This window comes from Paraburkholderia sp. J63, assembly GCF_905220245.1.
In the GTDB taxonomy this organism is placed as follows: Bacteria; Pseudomonadota; Gammaproteobacteria; order Burkholderiales; family Burkholderiaceae; genus Paraburkholderia.
The window spans coordinates 52,113-78,032 of sequence record NZ_CAJMZF010000039.1 but is presented as its reverse complement, the minus strand read 5'-3'; the positions used below and the strand labels follow the sequence as shown (position 1 = coordinate 78,032).

30 protein-coding genes are annotated in these 25,920 nt (G+C 63.3%); 18 read left to right on the top strand and 12 right to left on the bottom strand.

Annotated elements, in window-relative coordinates; genetic code table 11:
* The 5 genes from U5775_RS30370 to U5775_RS30350 all read right to left on the bottom strand — a co-directional run.
* Positions 1–1,476: hypothetical protein (locus tag U5775_RS30370; protein WP_322061821.1), on the bottom strand; the 1,476-nt coding region annotated here is incomplete at its 3' end.
* The gene (locus U5775_RS30365; RefSeq protein ID WP_322061820.1) at positions 1,476–2,198 is read right to left on the bottom strand and encodes a hypothetical protein; all 723 of its coding nucleotides are present in this window, start codon (positions 2,196–2,198) and stop codon (positions 1,476–1,478) included. The genes U5775_RS30370 and U5775_RS30365, both read right to left, overlap by 1 nt.
* 187 nt (positions 2,199–2,385) lie before the next feature.
* Complete coding sequence (locus tag U5775_RS30360) at positions 2,386–3,768, bottom strand: HlyD family type I secretion periplasmic adaptor subunit (RefSeq protein ID WP_322061819.1); 1,383 nt, start codon at positions 3,766–3,768, stop codon at positions 2,386–2,388.
* Entirely contained in the window at positions 3,765–4,115 is a 351-nt protein-coding gene (locus U5775_RS30355) for a hypothetical protein (RefSeq protein WP_322061818.1), read from the bottom strand. Before U5775_RS30355 ends, U5775_RS30360 begins: the two co-directional genes overlap by 4 nt.
* A gap of 2 nt (positions 4,116–4,117) precedes the next feature.
* A complete protein-coding gene (locus U5775_RS30350) occupies positions 4,118–5,383 on the bottom strand; it encodes a TolC family protein (protein ID WP_322061817.1) in 1,266 nt (421 codons plus the stop codon).
* 480 nt (positions 5,384–5,863) lie between these two features.
* Here U5775_RS30350 and U5775_RS30345 point away from each other — a divergent pair, with 480 nt between their 5' ends.
* From U5775_RS30345 to U5775_RS30335, 4 genes are all read left to right on the top strand, one after another.
* Positions 5,864–6,061, top strand: coding sequence for a hypothetical protein (locus U5775_RS30345; protein ID WP_322061816.1), 198 nt, complete (start codon positions 5,864–5,866; stop codon positions 6,059–6,061).
* A gap of 65 nt (positions 6,062–6,126) precedes the next feature.
* Positions 6,127–6,336, top strand: coding sequence for a hypothetical protein (locus U5775_RS30340; protein WP_322061815.1), 210 nt, complete (start codon positions 6,127–6,129; stop codon positions 6,334–6,336).
* Entirely contained in the window at positions 6,327–6,539 is a 213-nt protein-coding gene (locus U5775_RS39565) for a transposase (RefSeq protein WP_415913687.1), read from the top strand. Before U5775_RS30340 ends, U5775_RS39565 begins: the two co-directional genes overlap by 10 nt.
* The gene (locus U5775_RS30335; protein ID WP_322061824.1) at positions 6,530–6,838 is read left to right on the top strand and encodes an IS4 family transposase; all 309 of its coding nucleotides are present in this window, start codon (positions 6,530–6,532) and stop codon (positions 6,836–6,838) included. The genes U5775_RS39565 and U5775_RS30335 overlap by 10 nt, the downstream gene beginning before the upstream one ends.
* Here the strand turns inward: U5775_RS30335 and U5775_RS39560 are convergent.
* Both U5775_RS39560 and U5775_RS30330 read right to left on the bottom strand, forming a co-directional pair.
* Positions 6,762–7,421 carry a hypothetical protein gene (locus U5775_RS39560; protein WP_415913686.1) on the bottom strand — a complete coding sequence of 220 codons (660 nt, stop codon included), beginning with the start codon at positions 7,419–7,421 and terminating at the stop codon, positions 6,762–6,764. The genes U5775_RS30335 and U5775_RS39560 overlap by 77 nt on opposite strands.
* Positions 7,422–7,938: 517 nt before the next feature.
* The gene (locus tag U5775_RS30330) at positions 7,939–8,403 is read right to left on the bottom strand and encodes a VOC family protein (protein WP_322061814.1); all 465 of its coding nucleotides are present in this window, start codon (positions 8,401–8,403) and stop codon (positions 7,939–7,941) included.
* Between the two features lie 242 nt (positions 8,404–8,645).
* Here U5775_RS30330 and U5775_RS30325 point away from each other — a divergent pair, with 242 nt between their 5' ends.
* The 4 genes from U5775_RS30325 to U5775_RS30310 all read left to right on the top strand — a co-directional run bounded on the left by U5775_RS30325 (position 8,646) and on the right by U5775_RS30310 (position 12,320).
* Positions 8,646–9,494, top strand: a complete 849-nt coding sequence (locus U5775_RS30325; protein WP_322061813.1) for an alpha/beta hydrolase — start codon at positions 8,646–8,648, stop codon at positions 9,492–9,494.
* A gap of 238 nt (positions 9,495–9,732) precedes the next feature.
* Positions 9,733–10,218, top strand: a complete 486-nt coding sequence (locus U5775_RS30320) for a hypothetical protein (RefSeq protein ID WP_322061812.1) — start codon at positions 9,733–9,735, stop codon at positions 10,216–10,218.
* A 68-nt stretch (positions 10,219–10,286) separates the two neighbouring features.
* Positions 10,287–11,615, top strand: a complete 1,329-nt coding sequence (locus tag U5775_RS30315; RefSeq protein ID WP_322061811.1) for a HAMP domain-containing sensor histidine kinase — start codon at positions 10,287–10,289, stop codon at positions 11,613–11,615.
* A gap of 48 nt (positions 11,616–11,663) precedes the next feature.
* Positions 11,664–12,320, top strand: a complete 657-nt coding sequence (locus U5775_RS30310; RefSeq protein ID WP_322061810.1) for a response regulator transcription factor — start codon at positions 11,664–11,666, stop codon at positions 12,318–12,320.
* Positions 12,321–12,478: 158 nt separating this feature from the next.
* Here the strand turns inward: U5775_RS30310 and U5775_RS30305 are convergent, their stop codons facing one another.
* The 3 genes from U5775_RS30305 to U5775_RS30295 all read right to left on the bottom strand — a co-directional run bounded on the left by U5775_RS30305 (position 12,479) and on the right by U5775_RS30295 (position 14,460).
* The gene (locus tag U5775_RS30305) at positions 12,479–12,889 is read right to left on the bottom strand and encodes a TerB family tellurite resistance protein (RefSeq protein WP_322061809.1); all 411 of its coding nucleotides are present in this window, start codon (positions 12,887–12,889) and stop codon (positions 12,479–12,481) included.
* Between the two features lie 53 nt (positions 12,890–12,942).
* Positions 12,943–13,236 carry a zf-TFIIB domain-containing protein gene (locus U5775_RS30300; protein ID WP_322061808.1) on the bottom strand — a complete coding sequence of 98 codons (294 nt, stop codon included), beginning with the start codon at positions 13,234–13,236 and terminating at the stop codon, positions 12,943–12,945.
* 192 nt (positions 13,237–13,428) lie between these two features.
* Positions 13,429–14,460: a TerC family protein gene (locus U5775_RS30295; RefSeq protein WP_322061807.1), complete on the bottom strand. Its 1,032-nt coding sequence runs from the start codon at positions 14,458–14,460 to the stop codon at positions 13,429–13,431.
* Positions 14,461–14,655: 195 nt separating this feature from the next.
* Between U5775_RS30295 and U5775_RS30290 the strand changes: the two genes are divergently transcribed.
* The gene (locus U5775_RS30290; RefSeq protein WP_322061806.1) at positions 14,656–15,021 is read left to right on the top strand and encodes a hypothetical protein; all 366 of its coding nucleotides are present in this window, start codon (positions 14,656–14,658) and stop codon (positions 15,019–15,021) included.
* 13 nt (positions 15,022–15,034) lie between these two features.
* A complete protein-coding gene (locus U5775_RS30285) occupies positions 15,035–15,445 on the top strand; it encodes a hypothetical protein (protein WP_322061805.1) in 411 nt (136 codons plus the stop codon).
* Between the two features lie 98 nt (positions 15,446–15,543).
* Here U5775_RS30285 and U5775_RS30280 read toward each other — a convergent pair whose 3' ends face one another.
* On the bottom strand, positions 15,544–16,482 hold the full coding sequence (locus tag U5775_RS30280) for a MipA/OmpV family protein (RefSeq protein WP_415913685.1): 939 nt from the start codon (positions 16,480–16,482) through the stop codon (positions 15,544–15,546).
* Between the two features lie 429 nt (positions 16,483–16,911).
* Here U5775_RS30280 and leuC point away from each other — a divergent pair, with 429 nt between their 5' ends.
* The 5 genes from leuC (at position 16,912) to asd (ending at position 21,602) form a co-directional block, all read left to right on the top strand.
* A complete protein-coding gene (leuC, locus tag U5775_RS30275) occupies positions 16,912–18,321 on the top strand; it encodes a 3-isopropylmalate dehydratase large subunit (protein WP_322061804.1) in 1,410 nt (469 codons plus the stop codon).
* Between the two features lie 13 nt (positions 18,322–18,334).
* Entirely contained in the window at positions 18,335–18,985 is a 651-nt protein-coding gene (gene leuD / locus U5775_RS30270) for a 3-isopropylmalate dehydratase small subunit (RefSeq protein ID WP_322061803.1), read from the top strand.
* Positions 18,986–19,064: 79 nt separating this feature from the next.
* Positions 19,065–20,132 (top strand): 3-isopropylmalate dehydrogenase, encoded by a 1,068-nt coding sequence (gene leuB / locus U5775_RS30265; protein ID WP_322061802.1) that lies wholly within the window; start codon positions 19,065–19,067, stop codon positions 20,130–20,132.
* A 17-nt stretch (positions 20,133–20,149) separates the two neighbouring features.
* The gene (locus U5775_RS30260) at positions 20,150–20,398 is read left to right on the top strand and encodes a hypothetical protein (protein ID WP_322061801.1); all 249 of its coding nucleotides are present in this window, start codon (positions 20,150–20,152) and stop codon (positions 20,396–20,398) included.
* A gap of 82 nt (positions 20,399–20,480) precedes the next feature.
* Positions 20,481–21,602 (top strand): aspartate-semialdehyde dehydrogenase, encoded by a 1,122-nt coding sequence (gene asd / locus U5775_RS30255; RefSeq protein WP_322061800.1) that lies wholly within the window; start codon positions 20,481–20,483, stop codon positions 21,600–21,602.
* A gap of 10 nt (positions 21,603–21,612) precedes the next feature.
* Here the strand turns inward: asd and U5775_RS30250 are convergent, their stop codons facing one another.
* Positions 21,613–21,753 (bottom strand): hypothetical protein, encoded by a 141-nt coding sequence (locus U5775_RS30250; protein ID WP_322061799.1) that lies wholly within the window; start codon positions 21,751–21,753, stop codon positions 21,613–21,615.
* A gap of 70 nt (positions 21,754–21,823) precedes the next feature.
* On the opposite strand from U5775_RS30250, the gene U5775_RS30245 reads away from it, so the two are divergent.
* From U5775_RS30245 to U5775_RS30235, 3 genes are all read left to right on the top strand, one after another.
* The gene (locus U5775_RS30245) at positions 21,824–24,247 is read left to right on the top strand and encodes a FimV/HubP family polar landmark protein (RefSeq protein ID WP_322061798.1); all 2,424 of its coding nucleotides are present in this window, start codon (positions 21,824–21,826) and stop codon (positions 24,245–24,247) included.
* Positions 24,248–24,263: 16 nt separating this feature from the next.
* The gene (truA, locus tag U5775_RS30240) at positions 24,264–25,088 is read left to right on the top strand and encodes a tRNA pseudouridine(38-40) synthase TruA (protein WP_322061797.1); all 825 of its coding nucleotides are present in this window, start codon (positions 24,264–24,266) and stop codon (positions 25,086–25,088) included.
* A gap of 97 nt (positions 25,089–25,185) precedes the next feature.
* A complete protein-coding gene (locus U5775_RS30235) occupies positions 25,186–25,872 on the top strand; it encodes a phosphoribosylanthranilate isomerase (protein ID WP_322061796.1) in 687 nt (228 codons plus the stop codon).
* The last annotated feature ends 48 nt before the right edge of the window (positions 25,873–25,920 follow it).

Genomic DNA, 25,920 nt, shown 5'->3' with positions numbered 1-25,920 from the left:
AGTGGCTTTGCCGTTCGAGCCAAAGAACGTATCCACGGTTTTGAAGCCGGACGCGTTAAATTGGGCCATCTCGACGATTTGCCCGGTCGTACCGTAGAGCGTGGCGGTTTGCGAGCCGTCGGCGGCAAAGTCATACTTCGTGTAGCTCTTGTCGGTCTTGAATTCGAACTGCTGGGTAGCTTTGCCGCTCGAGCCGAAGAAGGTGTCCACGAGCTTGAAGCCGGAAGCGTTGAATTGGGCGATCTCGACGATTTGCCCGGTCGTACCGTAGAGCGTGGCGGTTTGCGAGCCGTCGGCGGCAAAGTCGTACTTCGTGTAGCTCTTGTCGGTTCTGAATTCGAACTGCTGGGTGGCTTTGCCGTTCGAGCCGAAGAAGGTGTCCACGAGTTTGAAGCCGGAAGCGTTGAATTTGGCGATCTCGACGATCTGACCCGCCGTACCATAGAGCGTGGCGGTTTGCGAGCCGTCCGCAGCGAAGTCGTACCGCGTATAGCTGTTATCGAGCTTGAAGTCGAACTGTTGTAACGGTTTGCCGTTCGAGCCGAAGTAGATGTCCTGGACTTTGAAGCCGGAATAGCTGTACTTCAGTTGCTCGATTATTTGGCCGTTCATGCCAAACAGGCTGGCAGTCAGATAGCCGTCCGAGACGATCGCGCCGGAGATTTGCAGGGTCGCTGCGGTGCCGCCTGATCCGGGCAGGAAGGGTATTTTTTCGGTGTTGATGAGGCAGGCGGGTTTTCCGTTGACGGTCGTGTCGGAATAGGTGATTGTCGGCCCCTTGATCTTGGGCCAGTCGACGGTTTGAGGGGTGATGCCGCAGTGGCCGAGAATCCACCAATCGGCTGCGTATTGGTCGTAAGTGAGATAGGGCGCACCGGATGGGGGGAGCGTGCTGTAGAAAGCGCCGCCTGCCTCGACGAACTTCGAGGTCGGGCTTGTCAGCTTGAGCGCGTCGGATGAGCCATACAGCAAGGTGCCGACGTTTATGCCCAGCGACTTTGCGATGCTGCTCAACTGTGGTGTGAGTACGTTGCCACCGTCGGAGTGCATGTTGCCGGCGGATCCGCCGATCAGGCCGAGTTGGACGGCAACGATGTACTCCGATGTCAGCGCAACGCCTTCGTTTACGTGCATGTTGGCGATCGCGTCTTTCGGCGTATTTGGAGTTGGGCCTCCGGAACCGTTTTGAAGCAGGGCGTGGCCGAGTTCGTGGGCAAGCGTGGTAGCGAATTTATCGCCGGATTCGTTCCAGTCGCTGGCGATGACAACGATTCCCTTGCTGGGATCGGTATAGACTCCTTTCCCCGCTTCGCCAATTTTTATCTCCCAGTTCTTGTCGACCCCAAAGGCATTCAGTTCACCAGCTAAATACGAGGATTTTTCGGCAGCGGCGACGATGGCTTTGTACTTTGATGAATCTTTTTCGAATGCACGTGACAACTTTCCAAGGATATCGGTATTAAGGGTGACGGCCATTATTGATGCCCTCCGATTTCATAGATCTCAACGAGCATCGACTCGAGTGTGCCATCGGACAGGAATCCAATTACGAGTTTCTTCTTGAGATGTTCGGTGGAAATCTCATATCTCCAAGTTTCGTCTCCATGCGGGCCGGTAACCGGGATAGGTATCTTTCCGTGAGGAGGCATTTCAATGGACTCTGTCAGATTGACATTCAATATCTGGACTGTTTTCATAAAATCTGGCCCGCCTCTTTGCGTGGTGAAATTAATCCCTCCGCTAACCACCCCATTCGGATCGATTCGGTTATCGATTAGGATTTGTGCGGTAGATCTATGGCCGGCGTGTTTTGGGTGGTGATGCTGAGTGGAGTTGGGTTGATTTGAAATTGGTTCTTGGGCGAACATTTCAATATTCGCGCCAAGCGTCATTCCATGCGTGCCGTCCGGCAGATGAACTTCGTGTGGATCGCACGCTTTCTCGTCTATGCTAAATGCCTTGCAAACATTGCTTTTTTCAAAAAAGCGGTCATCCAGAAATAAATTATTATCAAAGGCATACTTGATATTTTTGATGAAATCAGCGGCCGTCTTGGGCATCGAAATTAATTCGTGCATTTTTGCGTCTCCGCTTCGATTCTCGGGACTAACGACAATGCCAGGCGTTGGTATTTGAGCAAACGCCAGACTGCTGCTCAATGCAGCGGTGGTTATCACGATGGGTGTTGCTGGTTTCATACACGTCTCCTTCTCAGGTGAACTACACGAAACATGAAATTTTTGGTGTGGTCATCGGACACGCCAAATATCCATGCATCTGATGAACTGCAGTAAACGATCCTGTTTGCTTTTTGCGGTATATATCTCCTCCTCTTGATGGATTCATCCATAAAGTAGCCTGCTCCCAAAAGGCACTATCCAGCCATCAATCCCGCATCGACCTGCGAATTCCTTCCAGCACGGGTTCAAGCAGATAATCGAAGGCTGATCGCGCGTGCTTGCGGATAAACAGTTCGGCACGCATGCCCGGGCCAAGCGAGACCGGTTCGTGGGCGAAACGGTTGACGCGTTCCACTTCTCGCGTCGGAACCTCAACTCGCACGACGTAATAGCGGGCCCGGGTCTGGTTGTCGGAGAGGGCATCGGCGGACACATAGGTCACCGTGCCATCCAGCACGGGCGTCGTTCGTGGGTTGTACGCAGTAAGCCGCACGTCCGCGTGTGAACCAGGCCTGATTTCGCGCACGTCGTCGGGCCGGATATTCGCTTCCACAATCAGGGGAGCATCGGCAGGTACGATATCGAGCAGTGCCTCGCGCGGACCGAGCACTGCACCGGAGGTATGGACGCGCAGACCGACAACGGTTCCGGCCACGGGCGCGCTCACTGTCGTGCGCGTGGCGAGATCCCGCGCCGGCCTCAGACGTTCGTCAAGTTGAACAGCGCGGTTATTGGCGTCCTTCAGTTCGTCGTCGGCGGCTTTGACATAGTCGTTACGCGCGGCGGCGAGTCGCCGCTCGAGATCCGCCTCGCGTTGCCGCGCGCGATCGAGTTCCGCTTCGCTGGATTGAACGCGCGATAGCGCGTCGGTTTCCGTCCTCTGAAGATCGAGGACTCTCGCGGTCGACACGAAGCCTTCTTGCTGCAACGTTTCACTGGTCTGTCTTTGTTGGGTCGCGATCTGGAGGCTGCGCCTCATTGTTTGACCCATTTGTGAGCTGACCGTAATCTCGCGTCGGACGTGCGAAAGCTCCTTGTGCAATGTCGCGGTCTGATCGGTCAGGCTACGCTTATGTGTAACGAATAGCGTCGATTCGCGTTGCAGTAGTTCTGCGATCCGTGGGTTGCGGTAGCGTTCAGTCAGCGAGACCGGGAACGTCACCGTTTCCGCGAGGTTTCGTTCCGCAGCCAGGCGTGCAATCTTTGCCTGTTCCGCGTCGAATTGGGCTTCCAGCGCGGACAATTCGGCAGCCGGTACGACATTGTCCAGTTCGATCAGCGGCTGCCCAATCTTGACGCGCTCGCCGTCCCGAACGAGGACCGCTTTCACGATGCCCCCTTCCTGATGCTGAACGATCTTCCGTTCCCCTTCGACACGCACGACGCCTTCCGAGACCACGGCACCTGATAGTGGCGCGAGCGCGCCCCACGCGAACATGAGCGAGATTCCGGCGGCGACGCCAATGCAGGCTGACAGGATCACGCGACGCGGCAGTTGCAATGTTCGCGCAGCGGGATTTGCCGATATTGCTGAGCGCGCTGCAGCGAAGCGGCCGTCCACATTGACGATTTTGCGGGGTGGTTTCATGAGCCGCTCCCCATCAACTGCTCGATGGTGGGCGGCTGAACAGGATGGATGCCGCGAGGCAACGGTCTCCTCGCGGGAAGGTCATCGCGAATCGGCGTGTCTGAATTAGCGGCTGATTCGGCAGCAGGCGGAGGGCCGAAGTATTCGATCTGTCCGTCGCGCAGTGCCACTATCTGATCGGCGAGTGTCAGCAGAGACGGGCGGTGGGTGACGGCGACTACCGTAACGCCTGCCGACTTTATTTGCTGCAAGACCCGGACCAATGCAGCTTCGCCTTCTCCATCGAGACTGGCGTTGGGCTCGTCCAGCAGCAGTAGTGACGGATTGCCGAAAAGCGCTCGTGCCAATGCTATGCGTTGGCGTTGGCCTCCCGACAGGAGTTGTCCGCCTTCGCCTCATCGAGGACGTCCGCATTGATGCGCACCCCAGCCCGGTAGCCCGTGTTGTTGGAGCGCAGCGAAACACAGGCCGATTGAACCGCAGTCGTCAGTGCGCGAACCAGTGCTGCGCCCTGTGTCACTCCTGAGTACGCGTCTCGGGTAGCAAGCTCAGCGTCGCTCAGGGTTTCGTCGAGTTCATGCTGTGCTTTGTCGCGCAGGGCAAGCGTCTCGCGTATGCGGCTGCGGGTCATCAACCCGTCGGTGAGTGGCAGGGAGATCTGGACGCCGATATAGCCGGCAGTGCCGCGGTTGCCGCCCGTGTAGAAGTTGGCCTGTCCGTTGATGAACGCCGCGTTTCCATTGTTGAGCGTGCCGACCAGTGACACGGTGGGGTAGTCCCCCGAACGCGCCTTGGCGCGCTCGTGCTCGGCGAGTTGCAGGGCGATGCGCTTTCTGCTGACGCTGTAGCTACCGGAAGATGCGTTGAGCCATTGGGTCAGTCCGGCGGGTTCGAGGCCAGGAACGGGAACATCGTCGCGAAAGTCATCTACCAGCGTGATGGAATGACCGACGATTTTCGACAGCGCCGCATATTTTGCCGTCAGGCGTGTCTGTGCGGCAATCTCGTCGGACACCGCCATATCGAAGCTTGCTTTTGCCTCGTTCTCGTCGACGATGGTGGCGTCGCCAAGGGCGAAGCGACGTTTCGCGAGTGTCAATTGTTCGGCGATCGAATTGCGATGCCTGACGGAAAGGGCAACGTCGATTTTCGCGGTGAGCGCGTCGAAATAGGCTTGGGCCAGCCGCAGGAGCAAGTCTTGTTGTGCTTGTGCCAGTTCCAGATCTGCATCGGCTGCAAGGAGTTTGCCTTCCTGCCAGTTTTCCCACGCTTGCAAATCGAAGAGCGGTTGATTCAATGTGATTGTGAAACCTACTGTGGAATAGCCAGGTACTGACTGTCCGGGAATACGAACACCATTCCGATTGACCAATTGCTGAACGCCAATTTGCGGAAGTAATCCCGCGCGCGCTTGTGGCTTTCGCTCGATACCTGCTCGCTGTGTTGCCATTGCGGCCTGAAATCTGGAGTCTGCAGACAATGCATCCAGGGCTGATTGACCAAGGCTCTCGGCCCACGCCGCATTACCCAATACGGGTATTGCCAAGACTGTGAGATGTCTCAGGAGGCGTTTGATTGCGGCGTGCCTGGTCGGTCGGCAATGGAATAAAGACATGAGCAGCCTTGGCGTAATTGCACAAAATTTACATTCTTCTTGCAATCGGAATGTAAGGTGCGTTAACAATCCATGCTGCACTTATGCGAGGATGTCTGTGCTGCATCAATGGCCTTATAAGCCAATGAGGTTCTGTCCGACGATGTGGTGGAATTTCCCCACAAATAGAGTCTGCTTACCGGTTGCGGTAGAGCAAATATTCGATCTCACGGAAATAACGAGCACTGCCACTCAGACGGAGTTGCCGGCAACGACACGTGTTCGTGCTTTACGCTCGGCGCGGCTTGCTTGCGCTCCAACGTGATGCTGCGCCTCGGACATTTAAACTTGCTGCGTTACATAGATTATTTGCGACGGAGTGATATTTTGGAGTATTGAATAAAGAAAATTTCAGGCGATAGCAACGAGACGTCCCGCACGCCGCGGCTGTTGGCGACGCACCGTTCGCGATGAAGAATGGCTGTCGAACGGACCGATGTCATGGAACCGGACTGGCAATGCTCGGTCGAGCGGATGCGGACATGCGACGTGGTGCTGAGCCAGGATGACACGACCGAGTTGAACTTCAACGGACTGGGCATCGCCGGACTGGGTCCGTTGTCGTATGCAGCGCAGCGCGGCATGTACGTTCACGCGACCTGCGCGTTACGCCGCGGCGTGAATCGTTGGGCGTGTTGAATGCGTGGATGTGGGCGCGTGAGCGTAAGGGAGCCGATGGGGTGCGTGGCGGCGAGAAGGGAAGCATGCGTCACGCCACGCAAGCCGAGCTGCTCGGTGAAATCCGCTTCAGATTACCGGGTCGCCAGCGAGAGAAGGCGCGGGAGATTCATCAGCAAATATGGAGTCGACGGATCGATCTGCCCGATGCGCAGGGTAGGGTGGTGTCGATCAGTCGTCTGGCCGCGCGCGAGATAGACGCGCCGGCTGGCGTGACGCCGATCGAATGGCGCTAGCTGAGCAATTGCGACGTGCCGGATCTGGCCGAGGCCGCGCGGTTGATTGGTGTCGTGCCCGCTGGGAAGTGGAAACCTTCTTTCACGTGCTGAAGAATGGTTGCCGAGTTGAGGCGCTACACCTGGGCATGATCGAACGCGCCGAGCGGGCACTGGCGGTGTTCATGGTGTGGCGTGGCGCATCGCTCGTCTCATGTGCTTAGGCCGTACCTGCCCGGACCTTGATGCCGGACTGCTGCTTGAGCCCGATGAGTGGAAGGCCGCGTTCATCCTCAAGAGGACCCCGCCCGACAAACCGCCGCAACTCAATGAAGTGGTACCGCTCGTCGTCAGGCTCGGTGGCCTCCTCGCGCGCAAAGGCGATGGCGAGCCTGGCGTCAAAACCGTCTGGCCAGGCAAGCAGCGAATCGTGGACTTCGTTGAAGTTAATATAGCCTCGGGGATCCAAACGATACCGCACTACCGAGGAACTCCCATTTCTGCATTGCCGAATTATATTTGAAGGCGAATGTATTGCCCGTTCGAAGGACGGGGATATTGTTCGTCGCTACGTTACGTGTGCTTATCTTGGCGTCGTACTGAGCGCTAGATGAAATTAGCTGGATACTGTCTCCGGATGCGCCGTATGGTAGTGTGATTTCGGAAGACCACAAACCATCCTGGATATAAAATCTGCTGATTTTTTCCCTTGGAGACGGTATGACGGTAGACCCGCCGTTATAGGGAGGCGTGCTTGTTGTGGCATCGGCAAGCCATAATCCCGTGCCGGCGCTATATCTAAAGCGGACGCGGTCTCCCGTATATAAAGTTATTGATTTTGTTGGAATATTTGTATTTTTCGTCATCAACTTTGAGCTATAAGTTGCCGATGATGATATGTTAATCACGTCCCCCTCTCTGGCTGTGCTTGGGAGCCAGAGTGTCTCGGTCCAGTTCCCATCGCTAGTGTAAAAATTAACATTCCCATCGGCATTGGGAATGTTCCCGCCGCCAATTGTATTGGGACTCAATTCTAGCGAATAGGCGGGAACTGATATGCACAGGAAAATCGCTAATGCCAGGGCGCGGTTGAAATTCTGTTGCATGAATTCTATCCGAATAATATTTTTCGAGATAATGGAGAGATAAAGCGAATCTCCCGGTCAAGCACAAGGCGGCCGAGAGGTTCGACCTTGTTTTCTGTCCGGACTGAGGTGCTCGAGTTTTAATACGTTCGTTACGTGTCCAATCAAGTTAATGTCAGGGAGCCAGATTCTACGCTTTTTATAAAATTTTTCTTTGATGCTCGCCCAGGAACTTTGTAGTTGCCGTATCAGTTGAATGTGCTTGGGTTGGGATGCTGCGCGCAATGGATTTTTAATTTTAATTCGAATTGTTAAATTGATTCTGAGTCAGCGCGTATCCAAATTTTCATCCTGCCTGTCGAGTGCCATAGCTGAAGCCATCAGGCCACTTCCTGTTGTGTGAGCGGCACCCTGGTTTTTGCGAGTTCCATAGGGCAGCACACTTTAGCTCTCAAAACTACCGCTCGGCATTGAAAAGCGAGATTCGATCAAATTGCACAGGGCAGGTGGCACGCGATGCGCCAGCGTGTGAGGCGCTTCAACTCCACCCGTCGATCTTCAGCCCGCTCGCCTTTTCGGCCTCTTCGCGAGAGACCTCGCGTACGGTCTGGCCGAAGCTCCACACGTGGCCCTCCGGGTCGCACGCCACGTAGACGCGGTCGCCGTAGAACTGGTCGTCGGGCTCGCGCACGATCTTCCCGCCCGCCGCGCGTGCGCGCTCGCAATGCGCGTCGAGGCCGCCCTTCAACTGCACGTGCACCGACTGCGTGTTTTTGCCCTCGAGCGAGGCGGGGCTCGTGGCCGGCATGCCGGGCCACTCGCCGCAGATCATCACGTAGCCGTCTTCGAAGCGCATCTCCGAATGGCAGAGCTTGCCGTCCGGCGAGGTCACGACGAACTGGCGCGTGAAGCCGAACGCCTTCTCCAGCCAGTCGAGCGCGGCGAACGGATCGCGATAGTAGACGGCGGCGCCGAAGGCCGGGCGCTGAGAGGTGCTGCTCATGATCGTCTCCTGGGTGTGCGCGAGGAGCGCGTTGCGATGCGAGCCACGAATCTAGCACTGTCGCCACGGGTTTGCGCGCGGCCTGCTTATGGCGCATCGGCGGCCGCCTCATTACCTGCGGGGTAATCGCCAGCGCGCACACGTTCGCCGATCATGGGTTCATCCGCCGGGTAGCCACTCTGCGAATGAAAGCGATCAACGAAAACGACTAACGACAGCGACGAACGAAAGGAGCGACCGCCATGAACCCCGATCCGCGTCTTGCGACCCTGCCTGGCTTTATCCGCGCGAACGACGATACCGCGCTGCACTATCGCGACTGGGGCTCCGGCGCGCCGCTCGTGTTCCTTTCGGGCTGGACGCTCAACGCCGACATGTGGGCATACCAAAGCGTGCCGCTCGCGCATGAAGGTTTTCGCTGCGTGGCGTACGACCGTCGCGGGCACGGACGGTCGAGCGATCCGGGGCGCGGCTACGACTACGATACGCTCGCCGACGATCTCGAGGCCGTGCTCGACGCGCTCGATCTCTCGGGCGTGACGCTGGTCGGGCACTCGTTCGCGAGCGGCGAAATCGTGCGCTATCTGAGCCGTCATGGGGCACGGCGCGTGGCGGGCATCGTGCTGCTGTCGCCGGCCTCGACGCCTTATCTGCTCAGGACCGGTGACAATCCCAATGGCCTCGACGCCAGCCTCTTCGAGGCCTCGCTCGACGAAATGCTGATTTCGTTTCCCGACTGGATCGAGCGGCGCGCGCAGGCCTATTTCGAGCCCGGCACCTCGCGCGCGGTGATCCAGTGGACCATCGACATGATGCTGCGCGCCTCGTTCTGCGCGGCGGTGCAGTTGAACCGCATTCAGACCTCGACGGACTTTCGCCGCGAACTGGCGCGTATCGACGTGCCCGCGCTCGTGCTGCATGGCGACAGCGACGCATCAGCGCCGCTCGAACTGACCGGCAGGCCCACCGCCGAACGGCTTGCGCGCGCCTCGCTAAAAGTCTATGAGGGCGGCACGCACGGCATGTATCTGAATCAGGCTGCGCGCGTGAACGCGGATATCGCCGCGTTCGTCAGGCTTTGCAGGGCATGATCGGTCGATGGGGAAACAAAAGCACACAGCGGAAATACCTTGTAAACAGGGTGCGGAACACCTGGGCGCCGTGCCAGGAATAGCCGTGCCATACGCTTCGTTTTGCAGATGACACGTGCGCGCGGGCGCCGGCGCAAGCCATCTGTGCGCGTTTCGTGCGAGGCGTATCGATGGGGTCTACACGGCGCTGGCGCGCACCGCGCGTCCGCAGAGCCGGTCCATCGCGAGGGGGCGCATCATGCGCAATCTTTCCTTTACGGGCCTGCTGTGCGGCGTGCTGGCGGGCTGCACGACGCCGGTGGGGTCCCAGCAGGCAGTGGACGTGCCGATAGCGGACGCACCGGTCTGCCGCACAGTTACCGGCACAGCCGACATTGACGGCACGCCGCAGCAGATCAGCGGCCTCGCATGTCGCCAGCCCGACGGTAGCTGGCAGATCGTGCAAGGCGATAACGACACATTGGTCTATCCGGTTCCGTGGCCCGACACCATCGATTACTACGGCGCGCCCTGGTACGGTGTGTGGCCGCCGTTTTTCGTGGGCGCGTCGGTCGTGTTCGTCGACCATTTCCATCATTTTCATCACATGGATCACGTCCATGCGGGCGGTCCAGGCATGCCGATGATGGGCGTTCGCGGCGGCTTTCATGGCGGCTTCCACGGCGCGCATACGGGCGCCGTATGGAGCGGTACAGGTGGGATGAGCGGCGGCCATCGGCGCTAGACCGGTGCGGGCCGCCGCCCGCGGCGAATCCTTTATGATGGAGCGCGCCCACCTTCCCGAGCCGCTCCATGTTTTTCGCCGCGAACTCCCTGCACCGCCGCCTGAGCATCGCCATCGGCACGCTTGCGATTCTCGTCGGCGTGCTCGGTTCGCTCGGCACGTTTCTCGTGGTGCGCAGTCTCGCGAGCGAATTCAGCTCGAGCTTGCGCGACGCCGCCGCGCACGTGCAATCGGGCATGCCGCACCGCGACGCCGAGGCGGGCGGCGAGCCCAACGGCGTGCGCCGCCCCTCGGACGACCTCGTCGTGCAGATCTGGTCCGCGGGCGACACCGCCACGCCGGGCCGCACCAGCGATCCCGACATTGCGCTGCCGCGCGCGCAGTCGGGTTTCTCGTCGATCCAATACGACGGCGATGCCTGGGACGTCTTCGCGCTCGCGGCCGGCGACGAGCAGATCCAGGTCGCGGAATCGCGCAGCATGCGCAACCGCAATGCGCTGCGCGTGGCGTTCTGGAGCCTGCTACCGGTGCTCGCGCTGCTGCCTCTGCTCGCGCTGACGATCGCTGTGACGGTGCGGCTTTCGCTGCGGCCGCTCGAGCGCGTGGGCCGGCGCGCGGCGAAAGTCGATCTGCACGAACTCAAGCCGCTCGATGCGCAGAAGGCGCCCGTGGAGTTGCGCCCGTTCGTCGAGTCGATCAACCGCATGATCGAGCGCCTTTCGGTGCTCGTGAACGCCGAGCGCAAGTTCATCGCCGACGCCGCGCACGAGCTGCGCTCGCCCATTTCGGCGATGCAGTTGCAGATCGACAATCTGCGCGACGCGCCGCCCGATCAGTACCACGAACGTTTCGACGAGCTGCGGCGCGGCGTGGCGCGCACGGGCTCGCTCGTATCGCAACTGCTCGGCCTGGCGCGTGCCGAGATCGGCGGCGGCCAGCGCGCCGTTGCCGACGTCGCGCTGCCGCAGCTCGTGACCGACGTGCTCGCCGACCTGCTGCCGCTCGCCGATGCGCGCGGCGTGGACCTGGGCGTCGAGCGTCTGGACGACGCCAGCGTGCGCGCGACCGAAGCCGATATGCGCGTGCTGGTGCGCAATCTCGTCGACAACGCGATTCGCTACGGGCGTGCGGGCGGACGCGTCGACGTGACGGTGCGCCGCGAGGCGCAAACGGTCACGATCGAAGTGAGCGACGACGGCCCCGGCATTGCCGCGCACGATCTGCCGCGCGTCTTCGACCGCTTCTTTCGCGCGGGCAGCCACGACGCCGAAGGCAGCGGCCTCGGGCTGGCGATCGCGCAGGCACTGGCGCAGAGCTATCGCGGGCGCGTGACGCTCGAAAATCGCAGCGATGGCCAGACGGGCATCGTTGCGCGCATCGAGCTGCCGCTCGTCTGAAGCGACCCACACCGGCAAGCGCAAACGGATATTGAGGAAAACTGAGCGATGCGGATTCTGCTGATCGAAGACGATCTGCTGATCGGGCCCGCGCTGCTGCGGGCGCTGAAAGACGCTTCCTATAGCGTCGACTGGGTGCGCACGGGCGAGAGCGGCCGCGCGGCGATGCGCGACGGCTCGTATACGGCGATCCTGCTCGATCTGGGGCTTGGCGACATGAGCGGCCTCGACGTGCTGCGCAGCCTGCGCGAGGCCAACGACGCCACGCCCGTCATCATCATCACCGCGCGCGACGACGTGGATACGCGCGTCGAAGGCCTCGACCTCGGCGCCGACGACTACCTCGTCAAGCCGTTCGAGAGCAAGGAGCTGCTCGCGCGCATCCGCGCCGTGGTGCGGCGCAAGTCGGGCTTCGCTTCGTCGACCATGGGCAGCGCGCGCGTGACGCTCGACATGAACGCGCGGCGCCTGAGCTTCGACGGCCAGTCCGACGATCTTTCGGCGCGCGAGTATGCGCTCATGCTTGCGCTGCTCGAACGGCCCGGCGCGATTCTCTCGCGTCAGCAGCTCGAAGAGCGGCTCTATGGCTGGGGCGAGGAAGTGGAGAGCAACGCCGTCGACGCGGTGATCTACAGCGTGCGGCGCAAGTTCGGCCACGCGGTCATTCGCAACGTGCGGGGCCTCGGCTGGGCGGTGTGCGTCTGACGCTCGCGCGCGAACCGGGCCGGCAGCCGCTGCCGGAAAGAAAAAAACGCGGCGAGCGCGAGGCTCGCCGCGCGGCGTGCGAAGCGGGGGGAACGCCATCGCGCACGCCGAAACCAAAAGGGATAGAGCTAAGGGGTCTTTGCGTCGCTATCGCGCGTTCACGAGGCCAGCAAGCGTTGCCACGGATGCGCACGCCATGCGCTCGCGAGCGCGGCGACCAGGTCGGCTTCGCTTTCCGCAAGATGGCGGTCCGCATGAACCGCGACGAGGCACAGGCTCAGCACTTCGGCGCGCAGCGCCGGGTCCTCGAGCTCGCACATGACCTGCTGCATGACGTCGGAGTCGAGCTTGCAGGCATCGCTCCAGTTCAGATGCGCGCTCGTGAGCAAGTCCTCGCAGAGGTCTTGCACGATCGTGCCGAATTCGCCGGGCGCGAGGCCGAGCCGGTCGGCGATGCGCGCGCGATGCACGGCGGCGAGTTCGTTGGCGCTCAGATGGCCGTCGGCGAGCAGGGCGATGGCGACGATCCGGCCCGCGGCCTGCGGGCTGTTGCTGGTGTAGGTTCGCATGGTCAGGTGTCCTTGATAGTCGATGCAATGGCTGGGCGCGGGGCTGCGGGCGTTCAGTCGAACAGATCGCCGAACCACGACTTGCGACGGCGTCCGTGCCCGCCGTGACGTTCGTGCGAGCGGCGCAGCCCGTAGTCGTCGGGGCGTCTGCCGTGATGCGAGCCCTGCTGGGCGCTGTAGCCGTCGTCGAGGCGCTGCGGCGAGGCGGCGCCCGCCGCACGCTCGATCAGCTTGTCGAGTTCGCCGCGATCGAGCCAGACGCCGCGGCATTGCGGGCAGTAGTCGAGTTCGACGCCTTGACGCTCCGAGATCGCGAGCGTGGTGTCAGGGCAGTGCGGGCATTTCATGATGCGCTCCATGGAGGTTGACTGTCGAAGCCTGCGTGGCCCGGGTTGCGGGCCGATGCGGCTGCGATGGAATTCATCGTCGCAGAGAAAAATGAGCGAAGAATGAGGAGGGCGGGGGACGCATCGGGGCAAGCATATTCGCGGTTCCTGAGCCTGCCTCCAAGTCCGCTTCCAGACCCGCTTCCGAGCCCGTTATCGCGCCTCCAGCCGGCCATCGTCGCTATCGCGCGCCCGCGTTTTGAGCAGCGACGCCACCACGCCGCCCGCCAGCAGCGCCGCCGTCACGCCGAGGCTCAGCAGCGGAGGAATCTTGCCGACGATGCCCACGAGAAAGATCTTCGCGCCGATGAACACCAGCACGAGCGCGAGCGCATGCTTGAGGTAGTAAAAGCGGTGCGCCATCGCCGCGAGCGCGAAGAACAGCGCGCGCAGCCCGAGCACGGCGAAGATGTTGCTCGTGTAGACGATGAACGGATCGGTGGTGATCGAGAAGATCGCCGGGATCGAGTCGACGGCGAAGATCAGATCGGCGAATTCGACCATCAAGAGCGCGACCAGCAGCGGCGTGGCGAAGCGCTCGAGCTTGCCCGTCGCCGGGTGCGCGCGCCGCACGACGAACGCGCCGCCCTCGAGCTGCGGCGTGACGGGCAGCACGCGGCGGATCAGGCGCAGGATCTTGCTGTTTTCCACGCCCGCTTTTTCGTTGCGGTTTTTGTCGGCATTCCCGCTCGCCTCTTTCTTCGCGCCGAGCAGCATTTTCACGCCGGTCACGGCGAGAAAGAGGCCGAACACGAACAGCATCCACTCGAACTGCGCGACGAGCGCCGCGCCGAGTCCCACCATGATCGCGCGCAGCACCAGCACGCCGACGATGCCCCAGAACAGCACGCGGTGCTGATACACGCGCGGCACCGCAAGCGCACCGAAGATCGACGCGATCACGAACACGTTGTCGAGCGAGAGCGACTTTTCGATGAGGTAGCCGGTGAGGTATTCGGTGGCCGGCTGCGCGCCGAGCTGCCACCAGATGAAGCCGCCGAACAGCACGCCGATCGTGATGTAGCCGAGCGAGAGCCACAGGCTTTCGCGAATGCCGATCTCGCGGTCGTCGCGGTGCAGCACGCCCAGATCGAGCGCCAGCAGCACGATCACCACCGCGAGAAAGGCGGCCCAGAGCCAGACAGGCTGTCCGAGGAAGCTGGCGGTGAAAAGCGGCGGGAGCATGGGGTGGATCCTTGTCGTGGTGTTGCGCAGTGGTGTACCGGGGCCGGGCGATGATCGTTTGGGCCTGGCCCAACCGTCAGCGTAACGACGAAGAATGAGGCGCGAATGAGGAGGCTTTGGCGTGGACGGGCGTTGATGGTCGTCAGGGCAGGTTTTTGAAGGCGTGGCTAGGATGCCGGTTTCCAGAGCTTTGCCATGCCCATGATCATTGCGCGCCCCTTTTTCGTCCCGCTTTGCGTCGCCGTTCTGGTAACCGGCGCCCATGCCCAAACGAGTGGCGGCGCGGTGCCGCCCGACGCCCCGGCACGGCAATATCGCGCGCCTTTGCAGCAAAACCTCAACTCGGTCATGGCTGCGCCCGCAGCCGATCCCCAAAGTTTCCAGAAGCGCTGCAAGGAGATTGCCGCGGCCTATGGCGAGACGTTCAGGCCACCGGGTCCGGATCAGGCTAACGCCGTCGTTCCGAACTACGGCAACAGCGGCGAGCAGGCAAACACCATGCAGGCCTACGGCCAGCGTCGCGATGCCGAGAAGTCGTACCACGACGCTGGCTGTCACTAACCCGGAGAACACCATGCAAGCTAAGATCTTCCGCCACTTCTTCGTCTTGCTGTGTACCGTCACGCTGGCAAGCGGCGCCCTGGCCGACACGACTCCAGCGGCGGTGCCGTCCGACGCCGCAGCGAACTCATATCGGAGTCCTCTGCAACGCAATTTCGACGCGACCAAAACTGCTCCGGCGAAGGATCCGGAAGCGGTCGACCGGCGCTGCAAGGAGATTGCCGCCGCCTATGTCGATGGGGCCTTGTCGGGGCCGGGGGATCAGACCAGCGCGCTGCAGGAGTACAACCAGCGCAAGAATTTCGATCAGGCAAACGGACGGTGGAACGATGACCGCCGCAATACCGGGCAGATGAACGCTTTGCAGGGCGACTACAGCGCCGGTAACGCCGCGAAGACGTATCGCGATTCTGGCTGCCAGTGACGAAACCGGTCTGATGGCATTCCAGGCCCCTCGACGGTGCGCGAAGGGACGAGGCGCATCGCTCGAGATGTGCGCTTCACAAGCAGGCGCGCTTCACTTCAGAACTGATAGTTGATGGAAACGTCGCACACGCCATCGGTCTTCGTCTGGATGATCGGGCTGTTGGCGGCGCTGCCGAGCAGGCGCCTGAGCGCGCCGTCCGCGCTCACGAACCAGTGCTTGTTGACGAAGTACACCATCGTGATCCCGAAGCCCGCCGACTTCAGGCCCGCACTCGCGCCGTACTGCCGGTAGCCCGAGGCGGCCGCCTGCTGCGGCGTCACGCCGAACCAGCTCTGCATGTAGTTCGAGTCGGCGAACGTGACGGACGGGCCCGCGAACCAGTAGAACGTTTCGCTGCTGCCCGGCAGCGGCATATAGGCGCCAAGATCGGCGGTCCAGCCATTCGCGCCGCCGAAGCTGCGCGTGAACGCCGCGCGGAACACGAGCGGGAATTCCTTCGATATCACGTATTCGGCGGCCAGCTTCATCTCGGGCGCCGGGTTGATGTTGCCGAGGCCGTTCAGGCGCGACGGGTCGTCGTGGCCGCGCCGCCCGAGGTCATAGGCGGCGGCCACGCTGACGCGCCAGTTCGGACCTTGCAGCACATTCACGCCGAAGCCTTCGCCGGTCGAGCCGAACAGAATGTCCTTGTAGCGGAGGTCGATGCTGGGCCCCTCGAGCATGTGATAGCGGTCCGAGCCGTCGTAGCGCGGCTCGAAGGTCGCGCCGATGCCAAGGCGCGCCTCGAACGACGGCCGGTTGGGCTCGTACAGCTTTTCGAGCGGGATGCCGGCCGAGTATTGCCACTCCCCGAGCGGCGAGGGGGTTTGCGCCGCGGCGCCCGGTGCGAAGGCGGCGAGCGCGCAGCCGATGGCGGCGGCGAGCGTTCCCTGTCGGGCGCTCCGCAAGAGGACTTTTTTCTGGGCATCCCCCAAGGGGACTGCCTTTGAGGCGCTGTGCGACTTCCTTCGGGGCGTTCGGGTTGGGAAAGGCATGAGGCCTCCGTGATTGCCTGGTCTAATCGCGAAGTGTCCGTTCAGTATGATGGATCCGGACGTGCGTGCGGTGGTGCAGGTGGTGCACCTCCTGCAATTGGCGTGCCCGTGATCGGGCGCCCCCTCTGCGTAGCATTTGCGCGCGTCTCGTGAAGCGAGCCGCCGCGCATCGAAGGCCCGCGCGACGCGCCCGAAAAACGGCCGGGAAAACAAGGGTTTCCATGCGCGCGGCAGGCGCGGCATCCGTAAAAGACGCTCGCGCCACTCGCCGGGTAACATCGATACAGGTATCGCCACTACCACCCAACTCCCTGTTTTTTATCGCTTTTTTCGTCGGAGGCGGTGCGGGCGGCGCATTTCGCGTGGCATAATCGACTCACAACGCAACGCTCCCCGCAGTCACTCGCAGTCATTCAATCCCCGCATATCATGGCAAAGACGCTCTACGACAAGTTGTGGGACACCCATGTGGTCCACACGGAAGACGACGGCACGACGCTCCTCTACATCGACCGTCATCTGCTGCACGAAGTCACCAGCCCGCAGGCATTCGAAGGCCTGAAGCTGCACGAGCGCCCGGTGTGGCGCATCAGCGCGAACCTGGCGGTTTCCGACCATAACGTGCCCACCACGGACCGCGGCCACGGCATCGCCGACCCGGTCTCGAAGCTCCAGGTGGACACGCTCGATGCGAATTGCGACGCCTTCGGCATCACGCAGTTCAAGATGAACGACCTGCGTCAGGGCATCGTGCACATCATCGGGCCGGAGCAGGGCGCGACGCTGCCCGGCATGACCATCGTCTGCGGCGACTCGCACACCTCCACGCACGGCGCGTTCGGCGCGCTCGCGCATGGCATCGGCACCTCGGAAGTCGAGCACGTGCTGGCCACGCAAACGCTCTTGCAGAAGAAGAGCAAGAACATGCTCGTGAAGGTCGAGGGCCAGCTGCCGCGCGGCTGCACCGCGAAGGACATCGTGCTTGCCATCATCGGCAAGATCGGCACGGCGGGCGGCACCGGTTACGCGATGGAGTTTGGCGGCTCGATGATCCGCGGCCTCTCGATGGAAGGCCGCATGACCGTCTGCAACATGGCGATCGAAGCCGGCGCGCGCGCGGGCATGGTCGCCGTGGACGACACCACGGTCGAGTACCTCAAGGGCCGTCCGTTCTCGCCGCAGGGCGCGGAGTGGGATCAGGCCGTCGAATACTGGAAGACCTTCCGCACCGACGACGGCGCGCATTTCGACCGCGTGGTCGAGCTCTCTGCCGCCGACATCGTGCCGCAGGTCACCTGGGGCACGTCGCCGGAAATGGTCACCTCGATCGATGGCCGCGTGCCCGATCCCGAGCGCGAAAAGGACCCGGTCAAGCGCGACGCGATGGAGCGCGCGCTCCAATACATGGCGCTCGAACCCAACACGCCGATCGAATCGATCCAGCCCGACAAGATCTTCATCGGCTCGTGCACCAACGCGCGCATCGAAGACCTGCGCTCGGCCGCTTATGTCGTGAAGAAGCTTGGCCGCCGCGTGGCGTCGAACATCCGTCTCGCCATGGTGGTGCCGGGCTCGGGTCTCGTGAAGGCGCAGGCCGAGCGCGAAGGCCTCGACAAGGTATTCACCGAAGCGGGCTTCGAATGGCGCGAGCCTGGCTGCTCGATGTGCCTCGCGATGAACGCCGACCGGCTGGACCCGGGCGAGCGCTGCGCGTCCACTTCGAACCGCAACTTCGAAGGCCGTCAGGGCGCGGGCGGGCGCACGCACCTCGTGAGCCCGGCCATGGCTGCGGCCGCGGCAATCGAAGGGCATTTCGTCGACATTCGCAAGCTGGGCTGAGGCAACACGGATCATGGAAAAATTCATCGTACACACCGGCGTCGTGGCGCCGCTCGATCGCGAGAACGTGGACACCGACGCGATCATCCCGAAGCAGTTCCTCAAGTCGATCAAGCGCACCGGCTTCGGCCCGAACGCGTTCGACGAATGGCGCTATCTCGATCACGGCGAGCCGGGGCAGGACAACTCGAAGCGTCCGCTCAACCCGGACTTCGTGCTGAACCAGCCGCGCTACCAGGGCGCGTCCATTCTGCTCACGCGCAAGAACTTCGGCTGCGGCAGCTCGCGCGAACACGCACCGTGGGCGCTCGACCAGTACGGCTTTCGCGCGATCATCGCGCCGAGCTTCGCCGACATTTTCTATAACAACTGCTTCAAGAACGGGCTGCTGCCGATCGTCCTGTCCGAGTCGGACGTCGATCATCTGTTCAACGAAACGTATGCGTTCAACGGCTTCCAGCTCACCATCGATCTGGACAAGCAGGTCGTGCGCACGACCGACGGCTCGAAGGAATATCCGTTCGAAGTGGCCGCGTTCCGCCGCTACTGCCTGCTGAACGGTTTCGACGATATCGGCCTCACGCTGCGCCATGCCGACAAGATCCGCCAGTACGAAGCCGAGCGCCTCGCGCGCCAGCCGTGGCTCAAGAATCGCGTGATCTGATCGCGCGGCCAGCCACTATCCGCATTCAACGCGCCCGCGACGTGCAGCGGGCGCGAACCCCCTAGCGAGGAATCACAGGATGAAGATTGCAGTGTTGCCGGGCGACGGCATCGGTCCCGAGATCGTCAAGGAAGCCGTCAAGGTTCTCAACGCACTCGGCGAGAAGTTCGAGCTCGAAGAAGCGCCCGTGGGCGGCGCGGGCTACGAGGCGAGCGGCCATCCGCTGCCCGAGGCCACGCTCGCGCTGGCGAAGGCAGCCGACGCGATCCTGTTCGGCGCCGTGGGCGACTGGAAGTACGACAAGCTCGAGCGCGCGCTGCGCCCCGAGCAGGCCATTCTGGGCCTGCGCAAGCACCTGGAGCTGTTCGCGAACTTCCGTCCGGCGATCTGCTATCCGCAGTTGACGGGCGCTTCGTCGCTGAAACCGGAAATCGTTTCGGGCCTCGACATCCTGATCGTGCGCGAGCTCAACGGCGACATCTACTTCGGCCAGCCGCGCGGCACGCGCGAAGCGCCGGACGGCAACTTCAAGGGCGCGCGCGAAGGCTTCGACACGATGCGCTACGCGGAGCCCGAAGTGCGCCGCATCGCGCACGTGGCCTTCCAGGCCGCGCAAAAGCGCCAGAAGAAGCTGACCTCGGTCGACAAGGCCAACGTGCTCGAAACTTCGCAGTTCTGGAAGGACATCATGATCGATGTCTCGAAGGAGTATCCGGAGGTCGAGCTCTCGCACATGTACGTCGACAACGCGGCCATGCAGCTCGTGAAGGCGCCCAAGGCGTTCGACGTGGTGGTCACCGGCAACATGTTCGGCGACATCCTCTCGGACGAAGCGGCCATGCTCACGGGCTCGATCGGCATGCTGCCCTCGGCCTCGCTCGACAAGAACAACAAGGGCCTGTACGAGCCCTCGCACGGTTCGGCGCCCGATATCGCGGGCAAGGGTATCGCCAATCCGCTCGCGACCATTCTTTCGGCTGCGATGATGCTGCGCTATTCGCTGGGCCGCGCCGAGCAGGCCGACCGCATCGAAGCCGCCGTGAAGAAGGTGCTCGAACAGGGCTATCGCACGGGCGACATCGTCACGCCGGACTGCAAGCAGGTCGGCACGGTGGCGATGGGCGACGCGGTGGTCGCGGCGCTGTAAAGCTGTCGAAAAAGGGCATGTCTGGAACGGTTTCAGGCGTGCCCTTTTTTCGTTGTGCAGGCTTCGAACGACGCTGCCGCAAGGCGCGCCGTAAAAAGCGGAAAATGCGGGTAATCCCGCGCGAAATTAACGTTTTCGTGTATATTGTCCCGATGGCGACGATCCCCCAGATCACCTTCGAATCGAAAATCCACGGCACGGCCCGTGTGATTTCGCTCGCCATCATCACGAAAACGACGATTACCAAAACGATCACCATTCGTTGATCGCTCGTCGTGCCCGCTCATCTTCCCCGCGCGGCCACGCCGGGCGAGCGAAGCGGGGAAGTGTCCATATCAAGGGTTAATCATGAACGTAGGTCTCGTAGGTTGGCGCGGCATGGTCGGCAGCGTGCTGATGCAGCGCATGCAGGAAGAACGCGATTTCGACCTGATCGAACCGGTGTTTTTCAGCACCAGCAACGCAGGTGGCGCAGCGCCGTCGTTCGCCAAAAACGAGACGAAGCTCAAGGACGCGAACAGCGTCGACGAGCTCAAGAAGTGCGACATCATCATCACTTGCCAGGGCGGCGACTACACCAACGAGGTGTATCCGAAGCTGCGCACGGCGGGCTGGAACGGCTACTGGATCGACGCGGCCTCGTCGCTGCGCATGAAGGACGGTGCGGTCATCATCCTCGACCCGGTCAACCTCGACGTCATCAAGGACGCGCTCGTCAAGGGCCAGAAGGACTTCATCGGCGGCAACTGCACGGTGAGCCTGATGCTGATGGCGCTCGGCGGCCTGTTCCGCGAGAACCTCGTCGACTGGATGACGGCCATGACCTACCAGGCCGCGTCGGGCGCGGGCGCGCAGAACATGCGCGAGCTGCTTTCGCAGATGGGCGCGCTCAACGCCGCCGTGGCGAGCGATCTGGCGAATCCGTCGTCGGCGATCCTCGACATCGACCGCAAGGTGCTCGCCACCATGAACAGCGACGCCATGCCCACCGCGAACTTCGGCGTGCCGCTCGCCGGTTCGCTGATTCCGTGGATCGACAAGGACCTCGGCAACGGCATGTCGAAGGAAGAGTGGAAGGGCGGCGCCGAAACCAACAAGATCCTTGGCAAGCCGGCCATGGGCGAGCCGGGCTCGATTCCGGTCGACGGCCTGTGCGTGCGCATCGGCGCGATGCGCTGCCACTCGCAGGCGCTCACGATCAAGCTCAAGAAGGATGTGCCGCTCGACGAGATCGACGGCATCCTCGCTTCGGCCAACGACTGGGTCAAGGTCGTGCCGAACCAGCGCGAAGTCTCGATGCGTGAACTTTCGCCCGCAGTCGTCACGGGCACGCTCTCGGTGCCGGTCGGCCGTCTGCGCAAGCTGGCGATGGGTGGCGAGTATCTCTCCGCGTTCACGGTCGGCGACCAGCTGCTGTGGGGCGCCGCCGAGCCGCTGCGCCGCATGCTGCGCATTCTGCTCGACAAGTGAATGAATTAAACTACGCGCCTAATGACGCGTAGACAGGGTGATAAAAGCGCCGCGCCAGTCGCGGCGCTTTTTTATTTCCGGCTTGCTGGCCGAGGTTGCCGGAAACCGGCGCATGGCCGGCGAGCTCACCCACCACGAATTCCCGTTTCATCGACTGCCGCGCGAGCGGTGTGCCAGGGCATCTGATGATCGTTCGATTTGAATCTGTTTCCAACGAAAACATGAAAGCGCGGAGGGTGCTGCGGACCGCCATGAACCTGGCCGCAGCGGCGCTGGTCGCGATTGCCGGTACTTGCGGCGTGGCTCACGCGCAAGGCGGCGGCAGTGCGGCAACGGCAACCACAGCGGCGAGCGGTGCGGCTGCTGCTGCATCGGGCGCTTCGGCCGCTGCGGCGGCGCTGCCCGTGATCGGCCAGTACACCGTCCGTGCGGGGCAGTCGCTGCACGATGTGGCCGTCGATGTCACGCTGTCGCATGACAAGACCGTGCTCGCGCGCGCGAGCCAGGCGCTGTTCGACGCGAATCCCGCGGCGTTCATGAAGCACGACCCGAGCCGCCTCAAAGTGGGCGCCGTGCTGAACGTGCCGGGGACGCCCGATATGGCGAGCGCTGCTGCTGGTGCTTCGGGGGCTTCGGAAGCGGCGCCCGGTGCTTCGGCGCCTGTCGCTGCGGCGAGCGCGCCGGCTAGTGCGGTGGGCGCGGCGCCGGCTTCCGGTGCTGGCGGCTCGCATTCCGCAGCCAATGCGGTAGCCAACACGGCGGCCAGCGCGGCCGCTGCTGCGCCGGCTTCCGCCGCCGCAAGCGCAGGCGCGAATGCCGGTGTGCTCGCGGCGAGCGGCGCGGCTGGCGCATCGGCGTCTTTGGAGGCGGGTGCGAGCGCAGCGGTTGCGTCGACGGCATCCGGTGCTTCGGCCGAGACGAGCGCAGGGCCCGCATCGGCGAGCGATGCCCATTCGTGGAGCGGCGCAATCCAGACCGTCCCGGCTGCGGCATCGGGGGCGTCTGCGACGTCGGGCGCGGCGGCTTCGGCGCCCGTCACGGTGTCGAGTCTGCAGCAGTTGCTTGCACTCAAGAACCGCGTGCTGATGGCGTTGCAGCAGCACGGCATCGGCAAGCAGGCGCAGATGGCCGGCGCCCCGGCCGGGACGGCCGGCACGCATGGCGGCGTTCCGGTGAGCGGCGCGGTGCCCGGCGCCAGCGCCGCACAGCCCGAGGTCTCGCCGGTCACGCTCGGTGTCGTGGCTGCGCTCGTGCTGGCAGTCGTCGCGCTGATCGTGCGCTTGCTGATGCGCAAGCGCCGCAAGCCGGCGTCCGCGTCTGCGATCGGCGAAACCGCGGCTGAGCCGCCGCGTTCGGTCGCTCCGCCGTCCGCCGCACTCCAGCCTGAGCGCGAAGATGCGCCGACGCCGCCCGCCGCGACCCTCGCAGCCGGTGCAGCCGCAATCGAGGCGAAAGCCGAAACGTCCGCCGAGCCGCCGCAACACGATGCCGCACTCGACCACGCCACGGATGCCGCGAGCCTCTCAGCCGCCGCCGAACTCGGTGGCGAGGCGCTGCCGCCGCTGGGGTTCGAGGCGCCGCAGGGTTCCGCGCAGGACGGTCCCGCCGAACTGCGCGCGGACCGCGTGGAGCGCGGCACGCACCCGCACGGTGTCGAGCCGGGCGAGCCGCAGTCGCTCGCCGACGCAACCGATGCCGCAAGCCTGGCCGCCGCGGCGGAGCTGGGCGCGTCGGCGCTGCCGCCCGCAGGGCTGGCGGGGCTGCGCACGGTGGGCGAAATGGAGGAACTGGCGCGCCAGGCCGAAGCGCAGGATGGGCCCAAAGCCGACGCGGCGCACGAGGCGAATAGCGCCGAACCGCACCCGATCGAGCTGACGATGCCGGGCGCCGAGGCCGAACGTCACGCCGAACATGAGGCAAAACACCCGCCCGAACCGCAAGCGCCCACCGCCGAGACTGCGCCCGGGGCGCCGACCGAACCCGCGGGGCCTGCTCTGGCAGCGGCGCCGCATCTGCAAGAACCCGAGAAGTTGGGCGACGAAGCCGCGCCCGAAGCGTCTCCAGAGTCGTTTGCAGCACCCGCTGTCCCACTAGAACAAAAAGTAGAAATGCCATACCAGGAAGTACAGCAGCAGGAAGTACAGCAGCAGGAAGTACCGCAGGAGTTCCCGAAGTCCGCCGTGGAGGCCCTCGGCGGCCTCGACATGCCGCTGCCGCCGCGCGTCGAAACACCGATGCCGATGCCCGGCGTCCCGCTCTCGACGGAGCCGGTCGCGACGCCCGAGACGATCGCGCGCCAGGCGCCGCCGTTTGCGCAGCCGCCCGAGCCGCCGGCCGGCGAGGCCATCGAGGCGGGCACCGCGGGCGCAGGCGCGATCGCGGGTCTGGGCGCACCGCGCTTCGGCACGCTCACGCTCGATTTCGACCTGAACCTCCCGGCCGATTCGGCCGAGCCGCTGCCGGTCTTCACGCCCGACCAGCTTTCGCGCATCGCCCGCAACAAGCTCGACCTCGCGCACGAATACATCGCGCTCGGCGACCTGGGCGGCGCGCGGACGCTGATCAACGAAGTGATCGAGTCGAACGACCACGCCACGCGCGCCGATGCGCAGGCGCTGCTGTCGACGCTCTCGCCGCTCTCCTGACGCCGCCGCCCGCCCTATGCGTATCGCCCTGGGAATCCAGTACGACGGGGCCGCGTTCTGCGGCTGGCAATCGCAGCCGCACGGCAAGACCGTGCAGGACGCGCTCGAGCGCGCGCTGCGCGAATTCGCGACCGTGCCGCTGCCCACCGTCGTCGCGGGCCGGACCGACACGGGCGTGCACGGCTTGGGCCAGGTCGTGCACTTCGACACCGATCTCGACCGCACGCCGTTCTCGTGGGTGCGCGGCACCAACGCGTTCCTGCCGCCGACGGTGGCCGTGCAGTGGGCGCAGCCCATGCCCGAGGCGTTCCACGCGCGCTTTTCGGCGTTCGAGCGCACCTATTACTATGCGCTCTACGTGAACCCGGTGCGCTCGCCGATGCTGGCGGGCCGCGCAGGCTGGATCCACACGCCGCTCGACGTCGACGCGATGCGCGAGGCCGCTGCCTGCCTGATCGGCGAGCACGATTTTTCGGCGTTCCGCTCGTCCGAGTGCCAATCGAAGACGCCCGTGAAGCACCTCTATCAGATCGACATCCGGCCGCTTGGCGACTTCATTCACTTCCGTTTCCGCGCGAACGCGTTCCTCCACCACATGGTGCGCAACCTGATGGGTTGCCTCGTGGCGGTGGGGCGGGGCCGCTATCCGGCCGCCTGGATGGCCGAGGTGCTGGCCGGACTCGACCGCAGGAAGGCCGCGCCGACCTTCATGCCGGACGGCCTGTATCTCGCGCAAGTAGGCTATCCTGACGAGTTCGCGGTTCCCGCGGCGCATACGGGCAGCGTGCCGTGGAGCACGGTCTGGGCCGATGCACCCGGCCTCGGCCGTGCCGCTCCTTAATCATGTGGGAACGTCGCGCAAATCGCGCGAAAAATGCATTAACGCGGCGCTAAAGCCTGCAAGCGTAATAGCGAAATCAGCCATCGAGCTTCAACCCATGACGTCAGCCGAGCAATCCGTCACCGCCGCCACCCACCGCACGCGCATCAAGCTGTGCGGGCTTTCGACGCCCGAGGCGGTCGCGCACGCGATCGACCTGGGCGCCGACGCCATCGGGCTCGTGTTCTACCCGCCGAGCGCGCGCTCGGTGAGCGTGGCCCAAGCGGTCGAGCTCACCCACGACATTCCGCCGTTCGTCTCGGTGGTGGGCCTGTTCGTGAACGCCACGCCGCAATGGATCAGCGAGGTGGCGAGCAACGTCTCGCTCACGCTCCTGCAGTTCCACGGCGACGAAACGCCCGCGCAGTGCGAGTCGCTGGCCTCGGTTGCCGGTTTGCCCTGGTTGCGCGCATTGCGGGTGGCGGCCGATACTCGCGAGGCTGATTTGATAGAATCGGCAAACCGTTATTCATCAGCCAGCGGCCTGCTTTTCGATACCCATGTCGAAGGCTACGGCGGCGGCGGGAAGGTCTTCGATTGGTCACTTATCCCCGCAGGGCTCGCGCGTCGGGCCGTTTTAAGTGGTGGCTTGAACGCGCAAAACGTCAGTGATGCGATTCGCCAGGTGCGTCCGTTCGCCGTCGATGTCTCCAGTGGCATCGAGGCGCCGGGCGCCAGGGGCGTGAAGGATCACGCCCGCATGGCGGCGTTCGTGCGCGCGGTGCGCGAAGCGGACGCGGGATAATTTCTTGGGCCAGCCAGCGCTTGGCGCACAAGGCGCTCCCGGCTGGCA